Below are 25,839 nucleotides of genomic sequence, written 5' to 3'. Positions count from 1 at the left end.
CGTTTCGTTTTGAAAGGGGTAAAGATAAGAATGATTGAATTTGAAAAACCTAGAATTGCCAAGATTGATGAGAAAAAGGATTACGGAAAGTTCATCGTTGAACCTCTGGAAAGAGGTTATGGAACTACTTTAGGGAATTCCCTACGTCGTATTTTATTATCTTCTTTACCGGGTGCCGCTATCACCAATATTCAAATTGATGGCGTATTGCATGAGTTCTCAACTGTTAAAGGTGTGAGAGAAGATGTGACACAAATCATCCTGAACATCAAAGGCTTAGCGTTAAAGCTTTACACCCAAGAAGAAAAAACCCTTGAAATTGATATCACAGGACCAGCAACTGTCACTGCCGGCGATATTCTCGTGGACAGCGATGTTGAAATCCTAAACAAAGATTTATTTATCTGTGAAGTAGCTGAAGGTTCAACCTTCCATGCTCGTTTAACGGTTAAACCAGGACGGGGCTATGTCCAAGCAGATGAAAACAAACGTGAAGATATGCCAATTGGTATGCTTCCAGTTGATTCTATTTACACCCCGGTAAACCGTGTCAACTATCAAGTTGAAAATACACGTGTCGGCCGTCGTGATGATTTTGATAAATTGACGATGGAAATTTGGACTGATGGCTCAATTGAACCATTAGAAGCAATGAGTTTAGCTGCAAAAATCATGACTGAACATTTAGACATCTTTGTTAACCTAACTGACGAAGCGAAAAACGCTGAAATCATGGTTGAAAAAGAAGAAACGCAAAAAGAAAAAATGTTGGAAATGACAATTGAAGAACTAGACTTGTCTGTTCGTTCATATAACTGTCTGAAACGTGCCGGAATCAACACTGTACAGGAATTAACTAATAAATCTGAACCAGAGATGATTAAAGTTCGTAATTTGGGCCGCAAATCATTAGAAGAAGTCAAAGCAAAATTGATGGACTTAGGTTTAGGTTTACGTAAAGAAGACTAATCCCAAAGGAGGATAATCCCCGTGAGTTATCGTAAATTAGGACGCACATCTAGTCAGCGTAAAGCAATGTTGCGTGATTTAACTACCGACTTGTTGATTAACGAACGTATCGTAACGACTGAAGCTCGTGCGAAAGAAGTTCGCTCAACAGCGGAAAAAATGATTACTTTAGGCAAACGTGGAGATCTTCATGCTCGTCGTCAAGCAGCTACATTCGTTCGTAACGAAGTTGCCAGCGTACGTGAAGAAGATGAAAAAATCGTTGTGGAAACAGCTTTACAAAAGTTGTTTAACGATATTGCACCTCGTTATGCTGAACGCCAAGGCGGCTACACTCGTATCTTGAAGACTGAACCAAGACGCGGCGACGGCGCCCCAATGGTTGTTTTAGAACTAGTTTAAAATCACACTGCTGTCACTTTATAGATGTGAGCATAGAGTGTTATGATGTTGGAGTTTTACTCCGAGTCTAGCTCGGCGCCAGAGTCTGTGACCCAATTGTCTCAAGCTTGATTTATCCAATTGCTAGTATCATGGTAAGTTTGCTTTTTACAGCAAACACGGAGAAGGAAATAGTTTGAGGCAGCGTCACAGCCTCTTGGCACTCATCATAAAGTGTTTTTTTATACCTAGCAAACCTGTCATGACAGTTAGGTGTAAAAAAGCACTTTATTTTATTTTGTAAGAACAAAAGATTGCTATATTCCACAGTTTATGATGAAATAATAACAGGAAAATTTGTGGACGGAGGAAGTCTAATGGATCCGATTATTCAACTTGAGAATATTCGTTTTAAATATCAAGAAGACGATTCAAGCTACGCCTTAAACGACGTCAGCATCGAAATAAACCGGGGAGAATGGGTGGCAATTATCGGTCACAATGGCTCCGGTAAATCAACTTTAGCCAAGACAATCAATGGCTTATTGCTGCCAGAATCTGGTTCAGTTAAGGTCGGCGACTATATCTTATCAGAAGAAAATATTTGGAGTCTTCGAAAAATGGTCGGCATGGTCTTCCAAAATCCTGACAATCAATTTGTTGGGGCCACAGTGGAGGACGACGTCGCCTTTGGTATGGAAAATCAAGGCGTTCCTAGAGAAGACATGCTGGTTAGAGTCAAAGATGCGCTGCAAAAGGTTCGCATGAGCGATTTTGCTGCCAGAGAACCTGCTCGACTGTCCGGTGGTCAAAAGCAACGGGTGGCGATTGCTGGTGTGGTTGCGTTGCGACCAGATATTATTATTTTAGATGAAGCGACGAGTATGCTTGATCCTGAAGGCCGAGAAGAGGTCATTAAGACGATTAAAGAAATCAAAGACGAAAGCAATTTGACGGTGATTTCGATTACTCATGATATTGACGAAGCGGCAAATGCCAATCGGGTCTTTGTCATGTGCCAAGGGGAACTGATCAAAGAAGGTTCACCGGAAGAAATTTTTTCTGCTGGTCCTGAGTTAATTGAATTGGGCTTGGACTTACCATTTCCGGAAAAATTGAAAATTGCCTTGAAGGAACAAGGAATTGCCGTTCCCCAAGAGTATTTAACTGAAGAAGGGATGGTTGAGTGGCTATGGACATCCGTTTTGAAGAAGTAAGCTTTACATATCAACCGAATACGCCCTTTGAACAGGCCGCACTATTTGATCTAGACTTAGAAATTAAAGAGGGCTCTTACACAGCGATTGTCGGACACACCGGCAGTGGCAAGTCGACTTTACTGCAACATTTAAATGCACTAGTCAAACCAACCAAAGGCAAGGTTTGGATTGGTGAAAGAGAGATTATTGCTACTACAGATAATAAAAATCTAAAACCGATTCGCAAAAAAGTTGGGATTGTTTTTCAATTTCCAGAAGCTCAATTATTCGAAGAAACGGTTGCGAAAGATATCGCCTTTGGTCCTAAAAACTTTGGTGTCAGTGATGAAGAGGGAAAAGTTCTAGCGAAGGAAATGCTAGAATTAGTTGGATTAGACGAAACCTACATGGAGCGGTCACCCTTTGACTTATCTGGGGGGCAAATGCGGCGAGTAGCGATTGCTGGCGTTTTAGCAATGGAACCGGAAGTATTAGTCTTAGATGAGCCGACAGCCGGTCTTGACCCACAGGGGCGTCGTGAAATGATGCAGATGTTTAATGAGCTGCATCTAAAGAAAAATTTGACGATTGTCCTCGTGACCCATTTAATGAATGATGTTGCTGATTTTGCTGATTATGTTTATGTTCTGGAAAAGGGCCGAATTGTGAAAAACGGCACGCCAAGAGAAGTCTTTGCCGATATCGAATGGCTGAAGGCCAAACAATTAGGCGTCCCAACGGCTTCTGAATTTGCCCAACTGCTAGCAGCCAAAGGCATCCAATTTGCTGAATTGCCGCTAACCGCTGACGAACTAGCCCGTGACATTGTTGCGCTGGCTGGAGGTGACGCCCATGATGAATAAATTGATTTTAGGCCGCTTTATTCCAGGGAACTCACTGATTCACCGTCTAGACCCGCGGGCCAAATTACTGGCAAGTTTTTATTTTATCGGCATTATTTTTCTGGCAAATAATTGGCAAACCTATTTGTTGATGGGGAGTTTTACCATCTTTGCTATTTTACTTTCAAAGATTGACCTGCGCTTTTTCATTCGTGGCGTGCGTCCGTTGCTCTTTTTAATGCTTTTTACCGTTGCGTTGCAAATCTTTTTTACCCGTGGCGGTGAGGTCTATTGGAGCTGGGGCATTTTCAGTTTAACTTATCTCGGTGTAGTCAACGGGGTAATGATTTTCTGCCGCTTCGTTTTGATTATCTTTATGTCGACTTTACTGACGTTAACAACACAGCCTTTAGAATTATCTGACGCAATTGAATATATTTTGCGTCCGTTGCGGGTGGTGCGTTTTCCAGTCCATGAAATTTCATTGATGCTGTCGATTGCTCTACGTTTTGTGCCAACCTTGATGGATGAAACAGAAAAAATTATGAACGCTCAGCGGGCCCGTGGTGTCGATTTCGGCGAAGGAAATCTGATTGATAAAATGAAGGCAGTCGTGCCGTTACTGATTCCGCTCTTTGTCTCTAGCTTTAAACGGGCCGATGATTTAGCGACAGCGATGGAGGCTCGTGGTTATCAAGGCGGCGAAGGCCGAACAAAGTATCGTGTGCTCCATTGGCATGGACGGGATACGGTTGTGATTGTCGTGTTTGCAGTGTTGACATGCGCTCTACTTTTCCTACGCTATTAAAAAACATTTTTAATCAACAAGTTATCCGAACTATCTGAGAGGGAAGGCATTGTTAAAATTTTGCCGACGGGTTATTATAACCTGCGAAAAACTTAGATTGGTTCGGATTTTTTATTTATAAATCAATAAAGGAATGAACAAAATGGTACGATACAAAGCAATTATTGCTTATGATGGCACAAATTTTAACGGCTTTCAAAACCAGCCCAATGGTCGAACCGTTCAAGGGGAAATTGAGAAAACTTTAAAGATGATGAATAACGGACAAGGAATTACTATTTTTGGCTCAGGGCGAACAGATGCGGGAGTCCATGCCATCGGTCAGGTGATTCATTTTGATTATCCTGAGGAGCGCCCGCTGGAGCGAATGCGCTATGCTTTAGACACACAAACGCCAGAGGATATTGCTTGCCGGGAAGTAGCAATTGTCAAAGATGACTTTCACGCCCGTTATCATGTTATCGAAAAGACCTATGAATTTCGTGTTGACATCGGCAAGCCTCGCAGTCCCTTCCGCCGTTTTTACGCGAGCTTTTATCCTTATCCGCTAGATTTGGCGAAAATCCAGCAGGCACTACCGGATTTATTGGGCACCCATGACTTTACGTCGTTTTGTGCAACTGGTAGTTCCGTTGAAGAAAAAGTGCGGACGATTTATCAAGCTGAGATGACCGTCAATGCTGCTGGTGATGAATTGCTTTTCACTTTTCGGGGAGATGGCTTTTTATATAAAATGATTCGCATCTTAGTCGGCACCTTATTAAAAATCGGCAATGGCAGGCTGGCTGCTGACAGCCTGCCAAAAATCATCGCTGCTAAAGATCGGAATGCAGCCGGCCCAACGGCTCATCCAGAAGGATTGTATTTGAAAGAAGTGAAGTATGAGTGAAAGAAAAGACCCATCTACAACCATTGCTAAACAATGTGTTGCAGATGGGCTTTTTTCATTTCACCTTCACAAACAAGCGGTCACCAACAAAGAAAACTAAACTTAATGCCAGCATTGGTAGGGCGATAAAGTAATAATATCTTAAATAGGGCGTATCGCTGCCGGCAATATCAAGAATTCCTTGAATAATCACGGCGTTGATACAGACCGCTAAAGCGACATTGTAAAGATTAAAAGCCAAGCGATTATTGAGGGTTTTTAAAGGGCCATTTAAAAGAATAATAAGCAGACCGCCGATTAAGGGAATCACCCAGACGTACTCTAAGCCGATTGAGGTGACCCCATGACTAAAGCTGTGGTAAATGAGCTGAAAGACAAAAAGAAAGGCAGTAATGCTTAAGTACCCAAGAATTGTTCGTTTTAGTTTCATGTAAATCTTCCCTTCTAGGCTAGTAGCCGAAATATAAAATGTCGCTGACGGCCCGTTCGCTGGAGCCGCCGCTGCCGCCAACAGTTTGATTGACGACTTCACCATTGAAATAAAGTGTTGTTGAACCGCCGCCGTCTAAATTATAGGCAGTGGTTGCACCGAGGCCTTCAAAGACTTCGGCTAATTGATAGAGGCTTAAGCCTTCACTATCGTCGGTGCGGCCTTCTGAAACGACAATCACATAATGATTTTCACTGATTTGACCAATAGCGGTGCGGGGATTACTTTGCATGGATTGCCCGACTTCGCTGGATTCGCTAACAGCGATGGTGCTGTCTTCAATTAATGTTGGGCCAAAGGACAACACTTGTCGAGCGCCAGCTGCGAGTAAATCGGCGGCGCTGGTTTCTGATTCATTGACAATTGAAAAATTACCATCGCTGTCAATCACTAAATCCTCTTGGTCACTGTCGCCAGCAGTATCACGATATAAAACGCCATTGCGAATCACATAACCGGTTGAACGGAAGCCGTAATAATCGCCGTTGATGGCTAAAATAGCATCGTTGTCCTCGGCGATAGCGGAAGTCGTTTCGGTAATATTGCGGCCGTAAGTTCCTTGGGCTAAAGCTGCTTGCAAATAGCTAGCGTCGCTAACTTGAATATCGACAACATAGACAGTCGTGTTATCGACGACTTCTTCAGTGATAGCTATTTGGATATTGTCATCACTGTAGCTGGTATCAGTGATGGTTGCCTCTGAGGAGCTATTAGAATCAGTCGAGCTGTCAGTCGTTGTGGAGCTGGTGCTGGTAGTATCGGCGGTTGTAGTTGCCACAGCTGCTTCAGCTTCGGCGACGGAAACGCTGGCTTCAGGTAAGACAAATGCCTTTAACAGCACGAAGCCGTCTCCACCGGCAATCAGCAAACAGGCTAAACTGGCCCAGAGATATTTTCGTTTTAAAAACTTTTTTTTCATAGGACACCTCTTAAATTTACAGGAATAAACAGACTAACGGGGCGTAAAGACAACCCGTTTTTGAATGGAGAAACTGAAAAAGAATAAGATGAAATCAATCACTAGTTTACTAATAAGAATGGATTGAATCACAGAGCTGAGGAGAGTGACTCCCAGCCAGCTCAATAGCAATTGACTGCCAAACAGCAGACTGTATTTCCAAAAAGACTGCTTGATGTTGGTTTTATTTTGGAAAACTAGTTTGCGATTAACTTGATAATTAAATATTCCCGATAAAATGCGGGCGGTGACGGTGGCCACCAGCAGCATTTGCGCCTGCTGCCCAAAAATCGCAGCAATTAAAACAAATAGGGTCACATCAACTAACGCCGAAGACAAAGACGAAAGTAAAAAGGCAACTAGTGGGCGATAGACTAAAAAAGAATCTTGGATAGTTCGAAAATGAGAAAGATGATTTTTTTCTTCATAGACGGTGGCTATCGGCAAGGTTTCTATTTGATAGTCGGCCTGCGGTAATTCTAAAAGCTGATTCATCTCATATTCAAAGCGTTGTCCTTTGATTAATAATAAATCCGGCAGACTAGCACTGGGAAATCCTCTTAATCCCGTTTGGGTATCTTCTAAACGAATCCCAGAGCTCAGATAATAAATCAGGGAGGTCATCCGGTTACCAAACAGGCTCCGCGTAGGTGTGGTGGCCTTTGAAAAACTACGAACGCCTAAAAGAAATTGCTGTTCCCGTAGGCTTTCGGTTCGTTGAAGCATCTGGGAAATATCTGAAATAGTATGTTGCCCATCACCATCAGCGGTGACGACACTTCTATTGGGATAATTTTCTTGGATAAATTTGAAGCCGGCTTTTAAAGCGTGTCCTTTGCCGAGATTGTCAGGATAAGTCAAGACCTCAGCGCCTAGAGATTCGATTTCCTGAAAGGCCGCTTGATAATCGGGCCCACTGCCGTCGTCCACCACGATAATCGGCGCAATTTGCTGGCTCAGCTCCTGCATAAATGCCAAAGTTTTGGCTGTCGGTTGATAAATCGGAATTAATAAAATTGCTGTCATCACGTCACCTCCTGGGAATTTTCCTTTAGCATAGTGTTTAGTATAAACATTTAACTTAAAAGGGACTTAAAGGTCAGATTCGCTGAAAGCTTTAAAATTCGGTATACTTGAAGAGACTTTGAAGCAGAAAGGATTAGCAAACAGATGATACAACTTGAAAAAGTCGGCTTTATTGCCGGCGGAGAAACAATTTTAGCAGATATTTCTTTTGCGGTGACCAAAGGTGATTTTTTAACGATTTCGGGACCTTCTGGTGGCGGTAAGAGCACGCTTTTAAAAATTGTGGCGAGTTTACTGACCGCCACCAGCGGCAAGATTCTTTTTGAGGACCGAGATTTAGCGGAGCTCAATCCGGTAACTTATCGACGGGAAGTTTCCTATTGTTTTCAACAGCCGGCTCTATTTGGAGAAACGGTGGCGGATAACTTGCGCTTTCCTTTTGAAATCAGGGGAGAAACTTATGATGAAGGCCGGGCGGTTGAATTATTGAGCCGAGTAGCTTTAGGCAAAAGCTACCTCCAAAAATCCATCAATGAAATTTCCGGTGGGGAAAAACAGCGGGTAGCATTAATCCGCAATCTGATGTTTCCACCAAAAGTTTTGTTATTAGACGAGGTGACGACTGGCTTAGATGAGGTGAGTCAACAAATTGTTTGGCAGTTGATTTCTGATAGCAATCAAGAGGGCATTACGATTTTACAAGTGACCCATGACCGCCAGGAAATCGCAGCAGCCAAACAGCTACTGACAATTGAAGGAGGAAAAATCAGTGAACTTAAACGTTTCTAATTTCGCCTTGGCGACAGCGGCACTGCTAGTTTGTGTTTCATTATTTATCAGCAGCAAAGAAAAGCTGGGGCTGACCAAAGATATTTTAATTAGTGTGCTGCGGGCGCTTATTCAATTGATTGTAGTCGGATATGTGCTGCAATATATTTTTAAAGTCGATAATGTCCTCTTGACAGCGGCGATGATTTTAGTGATTATTTTCAATGCGGCGTGGAATGCCGGCAAACGTAATCCGCAATTGGAGCACGGCTTCGCCTATTCCTTTGGGGCAATTTTTGCTAGTACCGGCATTACCCTTGGCATGCTAGTTTTGGCGGGGGCAATTAATTTTATTCCCTCCCAAATGGTGCCCATCTCAGGAATGATTGCCAGTAATTCAATGGTAGCAATCGGTTTATGTTATCGCTCGATGGAAACCCAGTATCACGACCAGCGCCAACAGGTCTTAGAAAAATTAGCATTAGGCGCTGAGGTAAAACTGGCTTCGCTGCCGATTTTGCGGGGCAGCATCAAAACGGCGATGCAGCCGACAATTGATTCGGCAAAAACGATGGGGATTGTCAGCTTGCCGGGAATGATGAGCGGCTTGATTTTTGCCGGTGTCGACCCAGTTCAAGCAATTAAATATCAAATTATGGTGGTTTTCATGCTTTTGTCAGCCACCGGATTAGGCTCGTTTATTGCCGGCTATCTAGCGTACCGCGACTATTTTAATAGTCGCCAGCAACTCAAAATTTAATTCAGTAAAAAGTACCAATAGTCTGAGCTTTTTTGATATAATATCTGAGAAAGCTCAGACTGTTTTGATTTTTTCAAGCGGGACAGTCTTGACTTATGAGTTTTTTATTGTGCTGCTTAACACAAGAAAAAAATCCGACTTACATCGGCTTAAAAGAAGCAGACTAAGCCACAAAAATCTAACTATTCTAAGGAACAGGGAGAAGTTTATGAAAAAAAGTGACCGTCATACCTTAATCAAACAAATTATTACCCAACAAAATGTGGGGTCTCAAGAGGAACTTATTCAGCTTTTGAAAAAAGCTGGTGTTGATGCAACGCAGGCAACTATTTCCCGGGATATTCGGGAATTGAGAATTGTCAAAGACCATGATAGCAGCGGTAATGTGCGTTATGGCATTTTCAATCAGCCAACTGAGACGGGCATGGAGGAAAAACTGGCGGCTTCCATCAAAGAGGAAATGCTGAGTTTAGAACAGATTCAATTTACACTGATTTTAAAAACGAATTTACGCAGTGCCGACGTGGTGTCTAATTGGCTGGATGAAGTCAATTATCCGGAAATCGCTGGAACGATTGCCGGTGTCGATACTATTTTAATTATTTGTCACAACGAAGCAGAAGCAGCGCAGGTAGCGGCTCGTTTATCCGCAATGCGTTAAAAAAAATTTGGAGGCTTACAGTATGAATTTGGAAGCGTTACAAAATGGTTCAGATATTCGGGGAATTGCGATTACGACAGCAGAGGAAACGGCGAATTTAACGCCGGCTGCTGTGACTGAGATTGCCAAAGGCTTAGTCAGCTGGCTACGAGAAACTAGAGAAGCAGATTATCAGACCGGTCAGTTAAAAATCGGTATCGGCCACGACAGTCGCTTAAGCGGTCCTGCTTTAAAGCAGGCCTTAATCGATAGCTTAGTCGAACAGGGCATTAACGTGATTGATTTTCATTTGGCGACAACGCCGGCGATGTTTATGGCGACACAGTTTGAGCAGTTTCAGTGTGATGCGAGCGTGATGTTGACGGCTAGCCATCTGCCATTTTATTTTAACGGCATCAAGATTTTTAGTCCGGTCGGCGGTGCAGAAAAAAGCGATATTCGTTTTATTCTGACTCACATTAAAGAAAATAAAAATGGCCAGACTGGCTCTGTCACAGAGGCCGATTTGTTAACGCCTTATGCGGCTGATTTGGTAACAAAAATTCGGCAAGGGATGCAGACCACTGAGGAGCGGCCACTTGCCGGCATGAAAATTATTGTGGATGCCGGCAATGGTGCGGGGGGCTATTTTGCTGAAAAAGTTTTGGCGCCGCTGGGGGCTGACACGAAGGGTTCGCAGTTTTTAGAACCAGATGGCAATTTTCCAAACCATATTCCAAACCCAGATAATAAAGAAGCGATGGCTAGTATTCAACAGGCCGTTTTGGATCAGCAGGCGGACTTAGGTGTTATCTTTGATACCGATGTCGATCGCTCGGCTGTGGTGGCGAAAAGCGGCGAGGTGATTAACCGCAATAATTTAATTGCGGTCTTGGCTACTATCGTTTTAGCGGAACATCCGGGGACCCGGATTGTCACTAATTCACCAACGACCAATCACTTGAAGGACTTTATTGAAGCCAAAGGCGGGATTCAAGTCCGTTATATTTCCGGCTATCGTAACGTGATTAATAAGGCGATTGAGTTAAACGAAGCCGGTGTAGATTGCCAGTTGGCGATTGAAACCAGCGGACACGCAGCCTTCAAGGAAAATTATTTCTTGGATGATGGCGCCTATGTAATTGCTAAAATTTTGATGCTCTTGCCGAAATTAAAGGCAGAGGGTCGCACGATTGATCAGTTGATTGCCGAATTAAAGCAACCGGCAGAAACGATTGAATTTCGTTTTAAATTAGAAGCCAGCGATTATCGCCCAATCGGAGAAAAGGTGATTGCCGACTTGCCTGCATTCTTAGCTGCTAAAGCCGGCTTCACTTTAGATCCAGAAAATGATGAAGGTGTCCGCTTTAGCGTTAGTGGAGAATATGGCAGCGGCTGGTTCTTGTTACGGATGAGCCTGCATGAGCCGTTACTCGTTTTACAGGTTGAAAATGACATCGCCGGCAGCAATCGTAAGGTTTTAGCCGTATTAGAAGTTTTCTTTGCGCCAATCGACAAGGTCAACTCAGAAAACTTGACTGCATACTTGCAGTAAAAAGGAAGTGATGGAGTTGGTTAAAGCAATTTTATTACCTTTAACGCTGCTTTTATACGGCACGAATTTTATCGTGGCTTTGACGATGAAATTTGGCAAACAACGCCAAACCAGTGAAAAAATTGCCATCTGTTTTGGTGTCAATATGAGCCTGATTCTAATTGGCTTAATTGTCATCGTCGTGATGCGCTTAGCTGAGGTCGGCTTTCTGCCGGCATTTTAAAAAATGAGTTCTGCTGACTAACTTTTGCCAGTTATTTAAAAGTTAGTAAAGAGCAGGACTCTTTTTTTGCAGAAAACAGCGGTCTATTAGCGAAATAGCGAAAATTTTGATACTATGATAGATGTAGAAATAAAGTGAAATGTGAGGAATCCAAGACTGCTGCAAGAGGTTTAGTTTACCTAAAGAATACTGAATAGGCCAATCGAAGTTTGAAGTAAATGCAGGTTAATAAAATAATTGCTTGGACAGCTTGTCTAAATCAAGTTATTTATTGAGGACGATAAACTTTTTGATTGACTAGCAGTGACATGGATTCCAGACAGGTCTTAATAGAAACAGGGGGCAATTGAGATGGCGAAAATAATGATTGTAGAAGACGAAGCGGTCATTCGCAACTTGGTGATGGAGGAGTTGGAGAAATGGGAATTTACTACCTTTGGCACAACTGACTTTCATGATGTATTGCTGGATTTTGAAAGGGAAGAGCCTCAATTGGTTTTACTAGACATCAATTTGCCGGTGTTTGACGGCTATTATTGGTGCCAAAAAATCCGTGATATCTCCAAGGTGCCGATTATTTTTATTTCCAGCCGCTCCACCAATATGGATATGATTATGGCGATGAACATGGGGGCAGACGATTTTATCACTAAGCCCTTTCAAATTGATGTGCTAGTAGCGAAAATCAATGCGCTGTTGCGGCGTTCTTATGATTATTCTGAAGGCAGTGCTGAAACGTTGGCCCATAACGGCTTAACTCTAAATATTGACAATTCCAGCATGGAAATCAACGGTCAAATTGTCGACCTCAGCAAAAATGAATACCGGCTATTGTATATTTTAATGAAAAAGCATGGCAAGATTCTCAGTCGGGAAAAATTGTTGCGGGCCTTGTGGGAGGATGAGCGCTTTGTCGATGACAATACGCTGACGGTCAATATCAATCGTCTGCGGAAAAAAATCGAGGAAGCCGGCATGAAGGGCTATATTGAAACAAAAGTTGGCCAAGGATACCTTGTGCCTTGATTGAAAAAAATGGGCAACAGATGAAAGAGGCGGGAATCAAATGAGTTTTTGGCAATATCTCAAGGACCGCTGGCTGATTATCATCGGCTGGCTGCTGTTTGTCGTCTTGACGATTTTTTTAATGTGGCTGACCCCCAGTCTGTATGTTGATTGGTCAATCATTGGTTATCTGGCGTTATTAGAGGGCTTTTTATTACTGATTTTTCTGGGGGGCTATTATTTAGCTCGCCGACACTGGTGGCGGCGTCTCCAAATGACTGAGGAGGCTGAAGATGTGCTGCAGGAATTTTTTGATGACGGTCAAAACAATGAAGAAATTTTAGTCGAAAATTATATCAACCACCTGCTAGTGGAACATCAGCAGACGATGCAGGACTTGGTGGAAAAGCAGCAGGATCAAAAGGATTATATCGATTCGTGGGTACACGAAATCAAAGTGCCGCTGGCAGCTGCCGGCTTGATTCTCCGTAGCATTGAAGATGATATTTCCGATGAAAAATACTTGCTCTTAGAAGATGAAATTGCCCAAATTGATGAATACGTTGAACAAGTGCTGTATTACGCCCGCTTAGATACATTTTCTAAGGATTACCTGATTCAAGAGTATTCCTTAAAAGAAATAGTTCAGCCGGTGGTCCGCAGTCAAGTTAATCATTTTATCCAAAAGAATTTGAAATTGGAAATTCTCGGGGAAGATTATCAAGTGCTGACAGATGCCAAATGGCTCAGCTACATTTTTCGGCAGCTACTGTCTAACGCAATAAAATATACGCCAGTCAACGGCGAAGTTCAGATTTTAATGGAAAATACCCCTGACGGCATTCAATTATCTGTCAAAGACAACGGCATTGGAATTCCCAGTGAAGATGTGAAACGAATTTTTGATAAGGGCTTCACCGGTGAAAATGGCCGCCGAAGTGAACAACATTCAACAGGATTAGGCTTGTACTTGGCCTATAACTTAGCAGAAAAACTAAACGTAAAACTATCGGTGCAATCGACAGTTGGTCAAGGCACCACCATGACGCTAGCTTTTCCCAAGCTGCGGTATTATCAGGAGGAGCGGTAGTTGCGAAACTTATGACACAAGCAATTTTTTCTTCAACGAAAGGGAGTCAGCATGATTTTTTTCGTTGAAGCAGGTTTGCGTCATAAGTTTTTTATTTTGGAGGTCAGACAAATGAAAAAAATTATTATTGCGATGGATTCATTTAAGGGAAGCGGTACGAGCAGTCAAGTAGCTTTTTGGGTTGCTCAAGGAATTCGACGGGTTAATCAGCAGCTTGAAATTCAAGAAATCCCGATCGCCGATGGCGGGGAAGGAACTGTGGCAGCCTTGGTCCAAGGGATGCATGGTCAATTTCAAGAAGCCGTTGTGACGGGGCCATTAGGCAAAAAAGTGACGGCCCGTTATGGCTTACTGCCCAATCAGCAAGCTGTAATCGAAATGGCAGAGGCAAGTGGCTTGGCTTTGATTAATCCCCAGAGTGATGATGTCTTTCAGGCCAGCACTTATGGCGTGGGAGAATTGATGTTGGCGGCAATTGAGGCCGGTGCGAAAACTATTTATTTAGGTTTAGGTGGCAGCGGCACCAATGATGGAGGTGTTGGGATGGCCCAAGCTTTAGGTGTTTCCTTTAAAGATGCGGTAGGAAACGAAATTTTGCCGGGAGCAAAAGGCTTGGAAAGTCTAGCACAAATTGATAGTAGCGGACTTCATCCGGCTATCGAAAAGACAACGATTAAAATTTTGGCAGATGTGGCTAATCCTTTGACTGGTGCAAATGGCGCAACCGCAGTGTATGGTCCGCAAAAAGGCCTTCAGAAAGATGACATAGCTAAAGTCGATCATTGGTTAGAAAGTTATGGTCAATTAATTTTCCAAACAACAGGTTTAAAAGTTGTTGATATACCCGGCAGCGGTGCAGCTGGTGGTTTAGGAGCAGGCTTGTTAGCTTTTGCAGGGGCCAAGGTCATTCAAGGCATCACAGAAATTTTAGATTTGCTAAATTTTGAAGAAGCAATCAGGGATGCTGCCTTTGTGATAACTGGTGAAGGCCGGTTGGATAGTCAGTCTCTTGAAGGCAAAGCGCCGCTGGGTGTCGCCCGTTTAGCAAAAAAATTCCAGCTTCCAGTCGTCGCGATTGTCGGCAGTTATCAAGGGGATATTTCGGGAGTTTACCCAATGGGCATAGATTTAGTTATTGCTGCGATTCATCGGCCCCAGACTTTAATTGAGGCGCTTGACTCAGTGTCAGAGAATCTGGCGGCTGCAGGTGAAACAGCGATTCGCAGCTATTTGTTTAGCGACATTCAACGGGATTCTTAGGGTTTCAGGAAAACCCCTTGTCCCACCTCCCGCTATCTGGTAAACTGCCAAAGTGAGTAAAAGCAGACAGCCGTCGTTTTCAAAAGGACGGCGGCTTTTTTGAAAGGAAAGAAAATGGATTTTTTAATTGCGTTAGTACCGATGGTGATGTGGGGAAGTGTTGGTTTAGTCAGCGGTAAAATCGGCGGCACAGCCAATCAGCAGACATTGGGGATGACTTTAGGGGCGCTGCTGTTTGCGTCAGTCGTTTTTATTATTGTGCGGCCGGTTTTAACCTGGTGGACAATTCTCATCGGTGTTGTGGTCGGCATTTGTTGGTCGGCCGGACAGAACGGTCAGTTTCATGCGATGAAGCATTTAGGTGTTTCAGTCGGTCTGCCGATGTCAACTGGTATGCAATTGGTGCTAAATACGATTGCCGGCGCTGTTTTATTTCATGAATGGACCCGTACAAAAGATTTTGTACTGGGCATTGCCGCCTTGATTTTATTAGTTTTAGGTGCGTACTTGACTGCTCGCCAAGATGATCAAAGCCAACCACGGACGCCTGATAAAATGTTAGATTTTGGCAAAGGCTTGCGGGCATTGGTTTATTCGACTCTTGGCTATGGTGCGTACACAATTATCGTTACTTGGGCCGACTTGGATGCCTTGGCGATTATTTTACCGATGAGTATCGGGATGAATATCGGCGCACTTTCCTTTGCCGCCAAAAAGCTAACGCTTAATCAATACGTCTGGAAAAATATGATTAGCGGCCTAATGTGGGGCTTGGGAAATGTTTGTTTGCTAGTGACGGTCCAAACTTTAGGACTAGCGGTTTCGTTTTCCTTGTCGCAAATGGGAATCATTATTTCGACATTAGGTGGAATTTTTATTTTGCATGAACGTAAAACTAAAAAAGAGCTGCTGTTTGTAATCTTTGGCTGCTTGTCAATCATCGCTGGCGGAATTTTATTAGGCTATATGCGGGCGTAAGGAGAAAAATGTAGAGATGGATTTATTTAGAAAAAAAGCAATCATGCCCACAGGTACTAGTGGCATGAAAAAAGAATTAAAGACCAAAGACTTAATCTTCTTGGGAATCGGTGCCATCATCGGGACCGGAATATTTGTTGTCACCGGTGAAGCGGCCCAAGCCTATGCTGGACCCGCTTTAAGTTTATCCTTTCTATTGGCGGCCGTTGTAGTAGTGTTGTCTGGTTTATGTTTTGCGGAATTCGCTTCACGGGTGCCGGCGTTGGGCGGTCCGTACGCTTATATGTATATCGTCTTTGGAGAATTTATCGCATGGTTAGCCGGCTGGTTTTTGATTTTAGAATTTATGCTGGCAGTCTCCTCAGTGGCTTCTGGTTGGTCCGGTTATGTGCGGGGCTTTTTGACCAGTCTGGATATTCAGCTGCCGCAATTTTTAAGCGGTGCCTATAATTCGCAAAATGGAACTTATGTCGATTTAATCGCTGTCTTAGTTTTGATTTTTGTCACCTGGTGGGTTTCTTTGGAGGCCAAAAAAGCTCTGCGTTTGAATAATTTAATGGTTTATGTAAAATTTGCAATTATTGCTTTATTTATAATTTTAGGTGTTTTCTTTGTGAAACCAGAAAACTGGGTGCCCTTTATGCCGATGGGCGTTTCTGGTGTAATTGACGGCGCAGCTCTAGTCTTTTTTGCTTTTCTAGGTTTTGATGCGGTGGCAATGGCCGCCGAAGAAGTTAAAAATCCGCAAAAAGATATTCCCCGGGGAATTATCGGGTCAATTGCGATTGCGACAGTTCTCTATATTATTGTGACATTGATTTTAACAGGAATTGTACCGTTTACTGAATTGGGCGTCCAAGATCCAGTAGCCTTTGCGATGCGCTATGTCGGTCACGGAGTGGTGGGATCAATAATTTCGGTGGGGGCCATTTTAACGTTGCTATCGGTGACGATTGCAATGATGTACTCACTGGCACGACTGCTGTTTGCTATCAGTAAAGACGGTCTGCTGCCGAAAAAAATGGGGCTGATTGATTCAAAGCACCGGACACCGAAAAATGCGACCATTGCCGCTGGCGTAGTGGCGATGTTTTTTGCAGGAATTTTTCCTTTGTCTATTTTGGCAGAGCTAACGAATATCGCTGCTTTGAGTCATTTATTGTTAATGGCTTTTGGTATTTTACGCCTAAATAAAGTCATTGGACCTGCCAAACCCGGTGAATTTAAAGTCCCATTCGGTCCGATTTTACCGATACTGTCCATTATTTTTTCAATTGTATTGATGCTGCGTTTTCAAGCAATTACTTGGATTGTCTACGGCATTGCCATCGTCATCGGCTTAATCATCTATTTTGGCTATGGCTATCAACATAGCGTTTTAGTTTTAGAACAAAAAGAAAACGAATAAAATTTAAAACTCAAAAATCAAAGGCAGTAAAAATGAAGCGACCCAAAAGCTAACTTTTGGGAATCATCCAGTCCAATTGATTTTTGAGTTTTTTTAGTGTTGAAAAAGAGTTTTTAGATAGTTCTTCTTTTCGGATTCTTGAAGTTCCTCAAGCTTAAAGCTGGGCTGACTTAGTTGGGCGACTTCCTCATCAGAAAACCACAGCTTATCTTTGGTAATATCTCTGCCGTAGTCAGTTGGTTCAGGAATAAAACGAAAGACAATAAACTGGCAGGCCTCCTCGAAGGGATTTATCAGTCGATGCAAGCTATTATTCATCGTAATTAAATCATGAGCAGCCAGTTCAATCCTTCTTACTGACTGATTCCTTTCAAAAATTTCAACGGTTAGACCACCTGTTAGGACGAAAACAATTTCCTGCAAATATTGATGGGCGTGCCATTCTTGCGTCAACTTTTTTGGCAAAGTATTAAAGTGGATTTCAAAATTTTGCCGTAAATAATAATCTACTAAAGTGCCATTTTCTTTTTGAACAGTAATGGCTGTGGAGCTTTTTTGATAATCTGCTGAAAAATTCATGTTTGCCCTCCCATATTCGCTATAATTATACCATGTACAGATTTTTTTAAAATAATCGCAAAATTTTGTAACCATCTGGCAACTCAAACGTTGTTACTGTGAAAAGGGGAAAATAAGGGATAAGGGGGGAGTAAATGGGTGAAAGGTGGATTGAGGAGCTCTTTGAAAAGGAGTATCCGGCTCTGCTGCTTTATGGGATTTCATTGACACATTCCCGCTTTGAAGCGGAGGATTTAGTGCAGGAAGCTTTTTACCGCTTCCTATTGATTTATGATTCCTTAAGCAGTGATAATTATCGCGGCTGGCTGTTTCGAGTGATGCGCAACTATTTTTATGACGGCCAGCGCAAGGAAAAAAACAAGAAAAAATTAGTTAAGTATTTAAAAAAGGAATATCAAGAAACCACAGCTGACCTCTTGGAGGAATTTATTCAGTCTGATGAACGAGAAGCCCTTTTTCAAAAAATTCAGCAGTTAAAAAAACCTTATCAAGAAATTTTGTTGGCTTATTACTTTTTGGAGATGCCGATTCAGACGATCGCTGAATTTTTGCAGCTCAAGCCAAATAATGTCAAAGTCTTGTTGCATCGTGGGAGAAAACAGTTAAAGGAGCGATTATAAATGAAAGATTATCGGGAGCGTTTAGAAAAATATCGGAATTATCAAATGTCACCAGAAGAAGCCCAAGCGTTTGAGCAGGAAATGGCGGATGCTGCGAGTCTTTTTGATGATTTGCTAGAAAAAGAGGAACTGGCGGCCCTAGAAGACTATGAAAAAAATCAACAGGAGCAGGTTCAACAGGAAAAAGATGTCAAGAAAAAAATCCGCCGTCGCTATCTGAAGATGGTGGCACTAGTCATCGTTGTGGTTTCGCTGATAGTTGGTGGCGGCGTGTATTTAGTCCCAAAGGCGATTGATAGCTATTATTATAATCCGACGGAAGGACAAGTTGAAGGTTCTTCTTATGAGCGTTATCAACCGAGCGATTTTGAAGTATATCAGCGGGTCTTAAATCAAGTGAATGTTTCTGAAAATCGGTTAATATCGACATATGCTCGCCATAGTGGGGCAGGGACTTATCAAATTTCACAAAGTTTTATCGATGACTTTAATCAGTCTTATTCTCCTAGAATGTATACTTTGAACCGTAATCAATTGCAGGACGAAACAAATTATGGCAGTAGTGATGCTAATTATTACGGCAGTGTTTTAGCCGAGGTAAATTTAACAGGGGACACTGAATTTTCCGGAGCAGATGATTTGGCTTCAAGAATTGCGGATTTGCCGGATTCAGCTTGGGTCAAATTAGAAGTCAGACCAAAGGATCAAAGCTGGGCAGCAGTTTCAGAATTGATTAAAAATTACCCGGAAATTACGTTTTATTCCGGCAAGATTGTCGAGCCTAGTGTTAATAGTGGTGAATATATGCCGTCTTCTTTTAACGTGGGTGTTCGTTTTGGCCGACCTCAGTCAACAGTCGAGACTGTGGGGAACCTTTATGTTCAAAGTCAAATTTACGATTCGGAATATCAAAATAAGCTGGAGGAGGACTATCCTAAATTACTTCGGCTGAATGGACAGTTTGGCGCACATCAAACGGAAGAAGAATTGCGACAATATCTCAGTTCCAATCTCCAGTATTTAGTCGATCATCAAGAGGACAGTCTGGATACGTATATTTTTAAAGATCCTGAAACCTATACAGACTTATATGGAGAAGATTTTGACCAGGCAGCCAGTGATAAGGCCTATTATGATAACTTGATTGAAGCGGTTGAAACAGGTGATTTGAAATTTGATAATCTGTTGATTGCTCTACCAAAGGACTTGTATGCTGACTTTGTCAATGGTGATAATTTCTATACAGCGAATTTAGTGGATGTTTTAATGTTCCGCTATTAAGATTATATAGGGAAAAAATTAAAAATCCCCCGCAAGCTCTTCAATGAACTTGCGGGGGATTTTATGTCTTACTGAGTCAATTCCATTAATTTTTGTTTCAAATCTTCTTCCATTTGAACAAGTTCGGTTTCGGCATTGCGGCGTTTCAGCTTGCCTTCTTGTTGAATACGTAAGGTTTCTTGGATGGTTTCCACCAAATCGTTTTGGGTTTTTTGCAGCGTTTCGATATCGACGATGCCCCGCTCGTTTTCTTTGGCGGTTTCGATAGCGGAAATTTTTAGCATCTCTGAATTTTTCTTCAAGAGTTCATTGGTCGTTTCAGAGACCTGACGTTGCGCCGTAACCGCATCTTTTTGGCGTAAAAGGGTCAGGGCAATGACCACTTGGTTTTTCCATAAAGGAATTGCCGTATTAATCGAAGCTTGGATTTTTTCCGCCAATGCCTGATTGGTATTTTGAATCAGGCGGATTTGTGGTGCCTGTTGGATGGTAATTTCCCGAGCAATCCGCAAGTCATGTGTCCGTTTGTCTAAACGGTCTAAAAATTGACTGTAGTCATTGGCAATTTGGACATCCATCTGGTCGCCGGTTTCATTGGCTTTGGCCATCGCTTCAGGAATTGTTTTGGTCTGCAATTCCTCCATTTTTAATTCGCCAGCAGCAATATAGATGTTTAAGGCATCAAAATAATCTTTGTTTTTAGTATAAAGCTGTTCTAACATCAGATTATCTTTGATTAAGCCATCTTTTTCTTTGTTTAATTTGACGGCAATCTTATCAATTTGCGCGCCAATTTTTTGATATTTGGCGGTCACTTCATAAATTGATTGCTTCACCTTGCCAAACATTTTTTGGAAAAAATTGCCCTCGCCAGCCCGTAATTCATCTGGATTAGCTTCATTTAAGCGATACATTAATTCAGTTAAGGAATCGCCAACGGGGCCAATATCATTGGCTTGAACGTGGTTGAGCATCGATTCAGAAAACTCGCCTAATTTGGTTTGCGCTGCTGAGCCATAAGTGATGACCGCCTGTGAATCATTGACATCAATTTTATTGGCTAATTCTTGAGCCTGATGCTGATACTCCGGTGATAATTTATCAATTAAGCGGGGAGCAATTTTTTGCTCCTGCAGCATGTTGATTTCTTGTTTTTGATGGTCGGTCAATTCATTGACCACCGGCGCTGAAAAAGGATTGTTTAATAAATCCTCTAGGGTATTTGTCGGTTGCGATGTTGGTAACTTGTCATCTGCCATATCATTTTCCTCCGTGTTTCTTCAATTTATATTTAAGTTGGTGCAGGTTGCTTTTGAAAATCAAGCCTGATTGAAAGAAAAAGCTAGCTTCGAAAAGCTAGCTTAATTATTTCAGCAGGTCTACTTTAACTCGCTCTTCAACTTATTATCCCTGTTTAGACTTTGTTTTGCAATGGAAATTTCAACATCTAGCTCTTCTAAATCATCAGCGACAAATTGTTGATAGTCCTGAACGATTAACAGCGACAGTTGATCAATCACTTGGGCACTTTCTTCAAGTTTTGCAAAGGCCTCTTTACTTTTGACTTCATGCTGATTGATTTCCAAATACTTGTCAGTCAAATCTGCCATGTTTGGCAAATGGGTATAAAGGAAATGACTGGCATCATGCAGGCGTGTTGGTTCCTTCACCAATTCTTTAAATAGAGCTTTGGCGGCTTTAACCGTGTCATGACGCAAATCAATGGCTTTTAATTTCGACGACTGGGCGGTGTTTCTTTGAACCCGATCAATTTGTCCTTTGGCAACGTTCATCGTTGACCGGAACAATTCGATTTCGCTAGTGGTCATGCCTAATTGTTCATAGCGATCTTCTTTTTCCTTGGTCATGATGGGCATTTCCTCTGGTTTTCGTTTTCCTTTATTGCCAATCCGGGTACCAATCCAGTATAAAACAGCTAAGACTAAGACACCGGAAAAGATGAGTCCTAACAATTCATCTTGGAAGATAGCCACTAGTGGCACAAAGACGATTAATATTAGAATGAGCCTGAAAGTTCCAAATTTTTTCAATAGAATCCCCTCCTTTATTCTGCCTGTGGGAATCGTAAATCATCTTTTATTTCACATAATTGTCATGAGAAATTCATGGCAATGATTCCCTTTAATGATTATATTTTAGCATAGATAGCTTAAGAAATAGTATCAGTCTAAAGGTTGATTTTTGGTATTTAGGAAATTTATAACAATTTTCTGTGGTAAACTATGGTCAATAAGAAAAGATTTGAAAAGGACAGGTGACAGCTTGTGTTAAACTATCAGGATTTTGAAGAAAAGACGCTGGAACGAAAAGAAATTTATCACGGAGCGATTATTGATTTATACTTAGATACAGTCAAGGTACCCAACGGGGATACTGCAAAACGGGAGCTGGTGTTCCATCCCGGCGGTGTTGCCGTGATTCCCATTTTAGAAGATGGTCGCATGCTCTTAGTGCGCCAGTTCCGTAAGCCCTTAGAACGGATTATGCTGGAAATTCCAGCTGGAAAAATTGAGAAGGATGAAGGTCGTCATCCCGATGAGACGGCTAAAAGGGAATTGGAAGAGGAAACTGGTTTTCGGGCCCACAGTTGGCAAAAGTTAGCGGAAATGGCTTTGTCGCCAGGCTTTGCGAATGAAGTCTTACATATCTATTTAGCAGAAGACTTGGTTAAAGTAGAAAATCCACTACCCCAAGATGAAGATGAAGTGATTGAATTAGTGGCGATGACGCTAGCAGAGTTAAAAGCCGCTGTAAAAAGCGGCGCCATCTATGACGCCAAAACGATTTATGCGGTCACTTATTATGAACTGCAATTATTAAAAAAGCAGCACGCTTAAACTATCAATGAAGGAGGTCTGGCTGTGGCCAAAGAACCACTTATTACCCGCAGTGAACTGCGCAAGCGGCGGGAGTTAGAACAACAGGCGGCCGAAGCACGTCAGCAGGCCGCGCAACAACAACAGCAGCAGGTTCGCAAAACGGCGGCTAAAGAATATCAGCGGGAAGAAAAGCAGATTAAAAAGTTTTACCGCAAGGAAAGCAAAAAAAATCAACCCATCACGAAAACCCGCAGCGGTGAGAAAGCCAAATCCCGTGAACGCAATCATTTTTTAAATAAAGCGATTGTCATCGTCTTTATTTTATTGGTGATTGTTATGGCCTTTGTCTTTTTGGTTTAGGTTGACTATTTAGTTGAAAAAAACGATTTATAAGAGATAGGAGAGTCACGATGAAAATAGGAATTATCTGTGCGATGGAAGAAGAAATTAAAGTATTGCGAGAAAATATTGAACGGCCGATTTCATGGGAAAGAGGCGGAGCCTTGTTTATTTCCGGCTCAATTGGTCAGCATGAAGTAATTGTGGTCCGCTCGGGCATCGGCAAGGTGCTGGCGGCGGTCACCACCGTTTTATTGATTCAGCAATACGGCGTCAATATGGTGATTAATTCCGGTTCGGCTGGTGGCATCGGTCAGGGCCTTGCCGTTGGCGACCTAGTGATTTCAGATAAAGTTGCCTATTATGATGTTGATGTCACCGGCTTTGGTTATCAAAAAGGACAGTTGCCGGGGATGCCTTTATATTATGAAGCTAGCAAGTATTTAATAGAAGAAATGACGAAGGCTGCTAATGCGACTCAGCTAAATGTCAAAACAGGTCTGATTGTGACGGGGGATAGTTTTATCGATGATACTGCTAAAATTGAACAGATTTTAGCTGACTTTCCTGATGCGCTAGCCTGTGAGATGGAGGGGGCGGCGATTGCTCAAGCGGCCGCTCAATTTAAGATTCCCTTTTTAGTGCTGCGGGCGATTTCTGATACGGCCGACCAAGCAGCCACGCAAAGCTTTGATGAGTTTATTTTAGAGGCCGGTAAGCGCTCGGCGGAAATGGTCCTAAAATTTGTCCACACGATTGTCTAAAGGCATTCACTTGATTGTTAAATTTTATTAGACTTATAATTAGGAGGATTTTTTATGAAGGGTTTAGTAGTCATTGATTATACCTATGATTTTGTTGCTGACGATGGCGCTTTGACCACCGGAGTGGCGGGACAAGCGATAGAACCGGCACTTGTTAAAGTAACCGAAGATTTTATCGCTCAAGGTGATTTTGTGGTGATGGCGGTCGACCGACATGATATCGGTGATTCCTACCATCCTGAGATGAAATTATTTCCACCCCATAACCTAGCTGGTACCAAGGGACGGGAACTGTTCGGTCGATTGCAGGAGCTTTATAATGAGCAGCAAGATAAAATTTATTGGACAGACAAGCGTCACTACTCGGCTTTTAGCGGAACCGACTTGGATATTCGCCTGCGGGAGCGGGGGATTACCGAGTTGCATTTAGTTGGTGTTTGCACAGATATTTGCGTGCTCCATACGGCAGTTGATGCCTATAATTTAGGCTATCAGCTTGTGATTCATCAAGATGCTGTGGCTAGTTTTGATCCGGTTGGCCATGAGTGGGCATTGAAACATTTCAAAGGAACGCTTGGAGCAGACTTAGTTTAATAAAAATAAAAAATAGAGACTGCAGCATAAATAATAGCTCCCGCAAAAAAAAGATTGTGGGGCTATTAGAAATGACGCAGTCTCTATCTATTTCACAATAGAAGGATGTTTAGATGAGCTTAAATTTAGTTTTTGATATTGATGATACAGCCTACGACCAGCTGGACCCTTTTCGTTTGGCCTTTGAGAAAAATTTTCCAGCATTGGCAGCGCAAACGGATAATGCCAGCTTAGAAGAATTGTATAAGCTGCATCGACATTTTAGTGATGTCGTCTTTGAAGACTTTGAAAAAGGTCGACTAGGTCTCTGGGAGATGCGGGTCTATCGCATCACAGAAACAATGGCTGCAATTCAGCAGTCGATTTCTGAAAAGCAGGCGTTGGCCTTTGAACAAAGCTACAGCCAATTTTTACAGCATATCCAATTAGCACCGACAATTCGCCAAGTCTTACAATTGGGCAAAGATCGGCAGTTGACCATGGGGGTAATTACCAATGGCCCCAGTGAACGGCAACAGGCTAAAATAAAACAGCTGAAACTGACTCGCTATATTCCGGCAAAAAATTGTTTCATTTCCGGTGAAGTCAAACTGGCCAAGCCTGACCGGCGGATTTTCATATACGCCGAAGCGAAATTAAACATTCGAGCTGCTGAAACGATTTACATCGGCGATTCATTTGATAATGATGTCATCGGCGCCAAGGCTGCTGGTTGGCGGGTGATTTGGCTCAATCACCGCCGGCGGCAAGCGGCAACTCAAGAGGTTTCAGCCGATTTTACTCTGACAGATGTCGCAGACTTGCTGCCTCTTATCAAAGAATTATTAGCGAAGGAATCGCTAAAGCACAAATAGTCGTAAAAAATGCCAAAGTAACTTATAATTATCGAAATGAAAGGGGTTCAGAAGATGAACGCAGTTGATGAATTAGAAGTAATTGGCGAAAATTTAGCCACCCAATATGCAGAAGAAATCTATACCCGCCCGGAAATTATGCAGCCTTTAGCTCAGGCGATTGCCAAAGATACGCAGGCAATTCCTGAAAAATATCCAAGCGCCGAAGCGCAGCTGGATTATGTCAGTAAAGAACTTTTGAGCGTTATGAATGGTGGCGTGATTTTAATTAACCGTTTTGTGCAACGAATAAAAGATGGTCAATATGATGAGGTCAGCGAACAATTTTTACTGGAGGAGCTGGATCATTTTACGGTGGATGAAAAAGCGACAGCGCCAGTTTTAGCTGGCATGAAACAAACCCTTGGCGAAGTGGTCAAGCAGGGTTTGCCGATTCAAGTGTTGTTATATGATAATTATTTAAGCGAATATGCTGCCAATTTGATGGTGATACATGTTTTATCCCGTGTCAGCCAACGGCAGGAATTGTTAGCAAAAATTCACACTGAAATTCAAGAAACAACTCTTGAAAAACAGCTCTATCAAAATTTCAAACAGCTGACTGAGCAATTCAAAAAAAGCTTAAACCTGCAGCCTTATCAGTATGAAGCGATGCTGAAGGACTAGTTAGCTTTTGGGTAAGAAAATCAAAATAAATTGCAGCGGCCTCAAAAGTTAGA

The 25,839-nt window shown here is 42.4% G+C and carries 30 protein-coding genes; 24 read left to right on the top strand and 6 right to left on the bottom strand.

Annotated features, from left to right (window positions below; all coding sequences use genetic code 11):
* The first annotated feature begins 30 nt into the window (after window positions 1-30).
* The 6 genes from ORH16_RS02350 to truA all read left to right on the top strand — a co-directional run bounded on the left by ORH16_RS02350 (window position 31) and on the right by truA (window position 5,088).
* A complete protein-coding gene (locus ORH16_RS02350; protein ID WP_265455880.1) occupies window positions 31-969 on the top strand; it encodes a DNA-directed RNA polymerase subunit alpha in 939 nt (312 codons plus the stop codon).
* A 21-nt stretch (window positions 970-990) separates the two neighbouring features.
* On the top strand, window positions 991-1,371 hold the full coding sequence (gene rplQ / locus ORH16_RS02345; RefSeq protein WP_265455878.1) for a 50S ribosomal protein L17: 381 nt from the start codon (window positions 991-993) through the stop codon (window positions 1,369-1,371).
* Window positions 1,372-1,727: 356 nt separating this feature from the next.
* Entirely contained in the window at window positions 1,728-2,567 is an 840-nt protein-coding gene (locus tag ORH16_RS02340; RefSeq protein WP_265455877.1) for an energy-coupling factor ABC transporter ATP-binding protein, read from the top strand.
* Window positions 2,543-3,412: an energy-coupling factor ABC transporter ATP-binding protein gene (locus tag ORH16_RS02335; protein WP_265456654.1), complete on the top strand. Its 870-nt coding sequence runs from the start codon at window positions 2,543-2,545 to the stop codon at window positions 3,410-3,412. The genes ORH16_RS02340 and ORH16_RS02335 overlap by 25 nt, the downstream gene beginning before the upstream one ends.
* Window positions 3,402-4,199: an energy-coupling factor transporter transmembrane component T family protein gene (locus ORH16_RS02330; RefSeq protein ID WP_265455875.1), complete on the top strand. Its 798-nt coding sequence runs from the start codon at window positions 3,402-3,404 to the stop codon at window positions 4,197-4,199. Before ORH16_RS02335 ends, ORH16_RS02330 begins: the two co-directional genes overlap by 11 nt.
* Before the next feature lie 142 nt (window positions 4,200-4,341).
* Window positions 4,342-5,088, top strand: coding sequence for a tRNA pseudouridine(38-40) synthase TruA (gene truA, locus ORH16_RS02325; RefSeq protein WP_265455873.1), 747 nt, complete (start codon window positions 4,342-4,344; stop codon window positions 5,086-5,088).
* A 55-nt stretch (window positions 5,089-5,143) separates the two neighbouring features.
* On the opposite strand, the gene ORH16_RS02320 is transcribed toward truA, so the two are convergent.
* The 3 genes from ORH16_RS02320 to ORH16_RS02310 are packed head-to-tail and all read right to left on the bottom strand — an operon-like array spanning window position 5,144 to window position 7,562.
* Entirely contained in the window at window positions 5,144-5,518 is a 375-nt protein-coding gene (locus tag ORH16_RS02320; RefSeq protein ID WP_265455871.1) for a hypothetical protein, read from the bottom strand.
* Between the two features lie 19 nt (window positions 5,519-5,537).
* Complete coding sequence (locus ORH16_RS02315) at window positions 5,538-6,497, bottom strand: phosphodiester glycosidase family protein (RefSeq protein WP_265455870.1); 960 nt, start codon at window positions 6,495-6,497, stop codon at window positions 5,538-5,540.
* Between the two features lie 33 nt (window positions 6,498-6,530).
* The gene (locus tag ORH16_RS02310) at window positions 6,531-7,562 is read right to left on the bottom strand and encodes a GtrA family protein (protein WP_265455868.1); all 1,032 of its coding nucleotides are present in this window, start codon (window positions 7,560-7,562) and stop codon (window positions 6,531-6,533) included.
* 144 nt (window positions 7,563-7,706) lie between these two features.
* Between ORH16_RS02310 and ORH16_RS02305 the strand changes: the two genes are divergently transcribed.
* From ORH16_RS02305 to ORH16_RS02260, 10 genes are all read left to right on the top strand, one after another.
* Window positions 7,707-8,351 (top strand): ABC transporter ATP-binding protein, encoded by a 645-nt coding sequence (locus ORH16_RS02305; RefSeq protein ID WP_265455867.1) that lies wholly within the window; start codon window positions 7,707-7,709, stop codon window positions 8,349-8,351.
* Window positions 8,332-9,090, top strand: a complete 759-nt coding sequence (locus tag ORH16_RS02300) for an ABC transporter permease (RefSeq protein ID WP_265455865.1) — start codon at window positions 8,332-8,334, stop codon at window positions 9,088-9,090. The genes ORH16_RS02305 and ORH16_RS02300 overlap by 20 nt, the downstream gene beginning before the upstream one ends.
* 208 nt (window positions 9,091-9,298) lie before the next feature.
* Window positions 9,299-9,751: an arginine repressor gene (gene argR / locus ORH16_RS02295; RefSeq protein ID WP_265455863.1), complete on the top strand. Its 453-nt coding sequence runs from the start codon at window positions 9,299-9,301 to the stop codon at window positions 9,749-9,751.
* A gap of 22 nt (window positions 9,752-9,773) precedes the next feature.
* Complete coding sequence (locus ORH16_RS02290; protein WP_265455861.1) at window positions 9,774-11,285, top strand: phosphomannomutase/phosphoglucomutase; 1,512 nt, start codon at window positions 9,774-9,776, stop codon at window positions 11,283-11,285.
* 16 nt (window positions 11,286-11,301) lie between these two features.
* Window positions 11,302-11,508 carry a hypothetical protein gene (locus ORH16_RS02285; protein WP_265455859.1) on the top strand — a complete coding sequence of 69 codons (207 nt, stop codon included), beginning with the start codon at window positions 11,302-11,304 and terminating at the stop codon, window positions 11,506-11,508.
* Window positions 11,509-11,859: 351 nt separating this feature from the next.
* Window positions 11,860-12,534: a two-component system response regulator SapR gene (gene sapR, locus ORH16_RS02280; RefSeq protein WP_265455857.1), complete on the top strand. Its 675-nt coding sequence runs from the start codon at window positions 11,860-11,862 to the stop codon at window positions 12,532-12,534.
* A gap of 40 nt (window positions 12,535-12,574) precedes the next feature.
* A complete protein-coding gene (gene sapS, locus ORH16_RS02275; RefSeq protein ID WP_265455855.1) occupies window positions 12,575-13,603 on the top strand; it encodes a two-component system sensor histidine kinase SapS in 1,029 nt (342 codons plus the stop codon).
* Between the two features lie 111 nt (window positions 13,604-13,714).
* Window positions 13,715-14,863 carry a glycerate kinase gene (locus tag ORH16_RS02270; RefSeq protein ID WP_265455853.1) on the top strand — a complete coding sequence of 383 codons (1,149 nt, stop codon included), beginning with the start codon at window positions 13,715-13,717 and terminating at the stop codon, window positions 14,861-14,863.
* A 114-nt stretch (window positions 14,864-14,977) separates the two neighbouring features.
* Window positions 14,978-15,841, top strand: coding sequence for a GRP family sugar transporter (locus ORH16_RS02265; protein WP_265455851.1), 864 nt, complete (start codon window positions 14,978-14,980; stop codon window positions 15,839-15,841).
* Between the two features lie 16 nt (window positions 15,842-15,857).
* Window positions 15,858-17,249 carry an amino acid permease gene (locus ORH16_RS02260; RefSeq protein WP_265455849.1) on the top strand — a complete coding sequence of 464 codons (1,392 nt, stop codon included), beginning with the start codon at window positions 15,858-15,860 and terminating at the stop codon, window positions 17,247-17,249.
* 93 nt (window positions 17,250-17,342) lie between these two features.
* On the opposite strand, the gene ORH16_RS02255 is transcribed toward ORH16_RS02260, so the two are convergent.
* Window positions 17,343-17,828, bottom strand: a complete 486-nt coding sequence (locus tag ORH16_RS02255) for a cupin domain-containing protein (protein ID WP_265455847.1) — start codon at window positions 17,826-17,828, stop codon at window positions 17,343-17,345.
* Between the two features lie 134 nt (window positions 17,829-17,962).
* Between ORH16_RS02255 and ORH16_RS02250 the strand changes: the two genes are divergently transcribed.
* Window positions 17,963-18,448, top strand: a complete 486-nt coding sequence (locus tag ORH16_RS02250) for an RNA polymerase sigma factor (RefSeq protein WP_265455845.1) — start codon at window positions 17,963-17,965, stop codon at window positions 18,446-18,448.
* Window positions 18,449-19,729 (top strand): hypothetical protein, encoded by a 1,281-nt coding sequence (locus tag ORH16_RS02245; protein WP_265455843.1) that lies wholly within the window; start codon window positions 18,449-18,451, stop codon window positions 19,727-19,729. It abuts the gene before it with no gap.
* A 68-nt stretch (window positions 19,730-19,797) separates the two neighbouring features.
* On the opposite strand, the gene ORH16_RS02240 is transcribed toward ORH16_RS02245, so the two are convergent.
* Window positions 19,798-20,988, bottom strand: coding sequence for a toxic anion resistance protein (locus ORH16_RS02240; RefSeq protein ID WP_265455841.1), 1,191 nt, complete (start codon window positions 20,986-20,988; stop codon window positions 19,798-19,800).
* A 120-nt stretch (window positions 20,989-21,108) separates the two neighbouring features.
* Window positions 21,109-21,753 carry a 5-bromo-4-chloroindolyl phosphate hydrolysis family protein gene (locus ORH16_RS02235; RefSeq protein ID WP_265456653.1) on the bottom strand — a complete coding sequence of 215 codons (645 nt, stop codon included), beginning with the start codon at window positions 21,751-21,753 and terminating at the stop codon, window positions 21,109-21,111.
* A 261-nt stretch (window positions 21,754-22,014) separates the two neighbouring features.
* Here ORH16_RS02235 and ORH16_RS02230 point away from each other — a divergent pair, with 261 nt between their 5' ends.
* The 6 genes from ORH16_RS02230 to ORH16_RS02205 all read left to right on the top strand — a co-directional run bounded on the left by ORH16_RS02230 (window position 22,015) and on the right by ORH16_RS02205 (window position 25,786).
* Window positions 22,015-22,587, top strand: coding sequence for an NUDIX domain-containing protein (locus ORH16_RS02230; RefSeq protein ID WP_265455839.1), 573 nt, complete (start codon window positions 22,015-22,017; stop codon window positions 22,585-22,587).
* A 24-nt stretch (window positions 22,588-22,611) separates the two neighbouring features.
* On the top strand, window positions 22,612-22,929 hold the full coding sequence (gene macP, locus ORH16_RS02225; RefSeq protein ID WP_265455838.1) for a cell wall synthase accessory phosphoprotein MacP: 318 nt from the start codon (window positions 22,612-22,614) through the stop codon (window positions 22,927-22,929).
* A 50-nt stretch (window positions 22,930-22,979) separates the two neighbouring features.
* On the top strand, window positions 22,980-23,672 hold the full coding sequence (locus ORH16_RS02220) for a 5'-methylthioadenosine/adenosylhomocysteine nucleosidase (RefSeq protein WP_265455836.1): 693 nt from the start codon (window positions 22,980-22,982) through the stop codon (window positions 23,670-23,672).
* 54 nt (window positions 23,673-23,726) lie between these two features.
* Window positions 23,727-24,266: a cysteine hydrolase family protein gene (locus ORH16_RS02215; RefSeq protein ID WP_265455834.1), complete on the top strand. Its 540-nt coding sequence runs from the start codon at window positions 23,727-23,729 to the stop codon at window positions 24,264-24,266.
* A gap of 113 nt (window positions 24,267-24,379) precedes the next feature.
* A complete protein-coding gene (locus ORH16_RS02210; RefSeq protein WP_265455832.1) occupies window positions 24,380-25,120 on the top strand; it encodes an HAD family hydrolase in 741 nt (246 codons plus the stop codon).
* A gap of 54 nt (window positions 25,121-25,174) precedes the next feature.
* The gene (locus tag ORH16_RS02205) at window positions 25,175-25,786 is read left to right on the top strand and encodes a hypothetical protein (RefSeq protein ID WP_265455830.1); all 612 of its coding nucleotides are present in this window, start codon (window positions 25,175-25,177) and stop codon (window positions 25,784-25,786) included.
* The last annotated feature ends 53 nt before the right edge of the window (window positions 25,787-25,839 follow it).

Origin of the sequence: Enterococcus sp. HY326 (assembly GCF_026157065.1) — a bacterium.
GTDB lineage: Bacteria > Bacillota > Bacilli > Lactobacillales > Enterococcaceae > HY326.
Note: the sequence above shows the minus strand (reverse complement) of the source record. Positions and strands in the feature narration are given on the sequence as shown.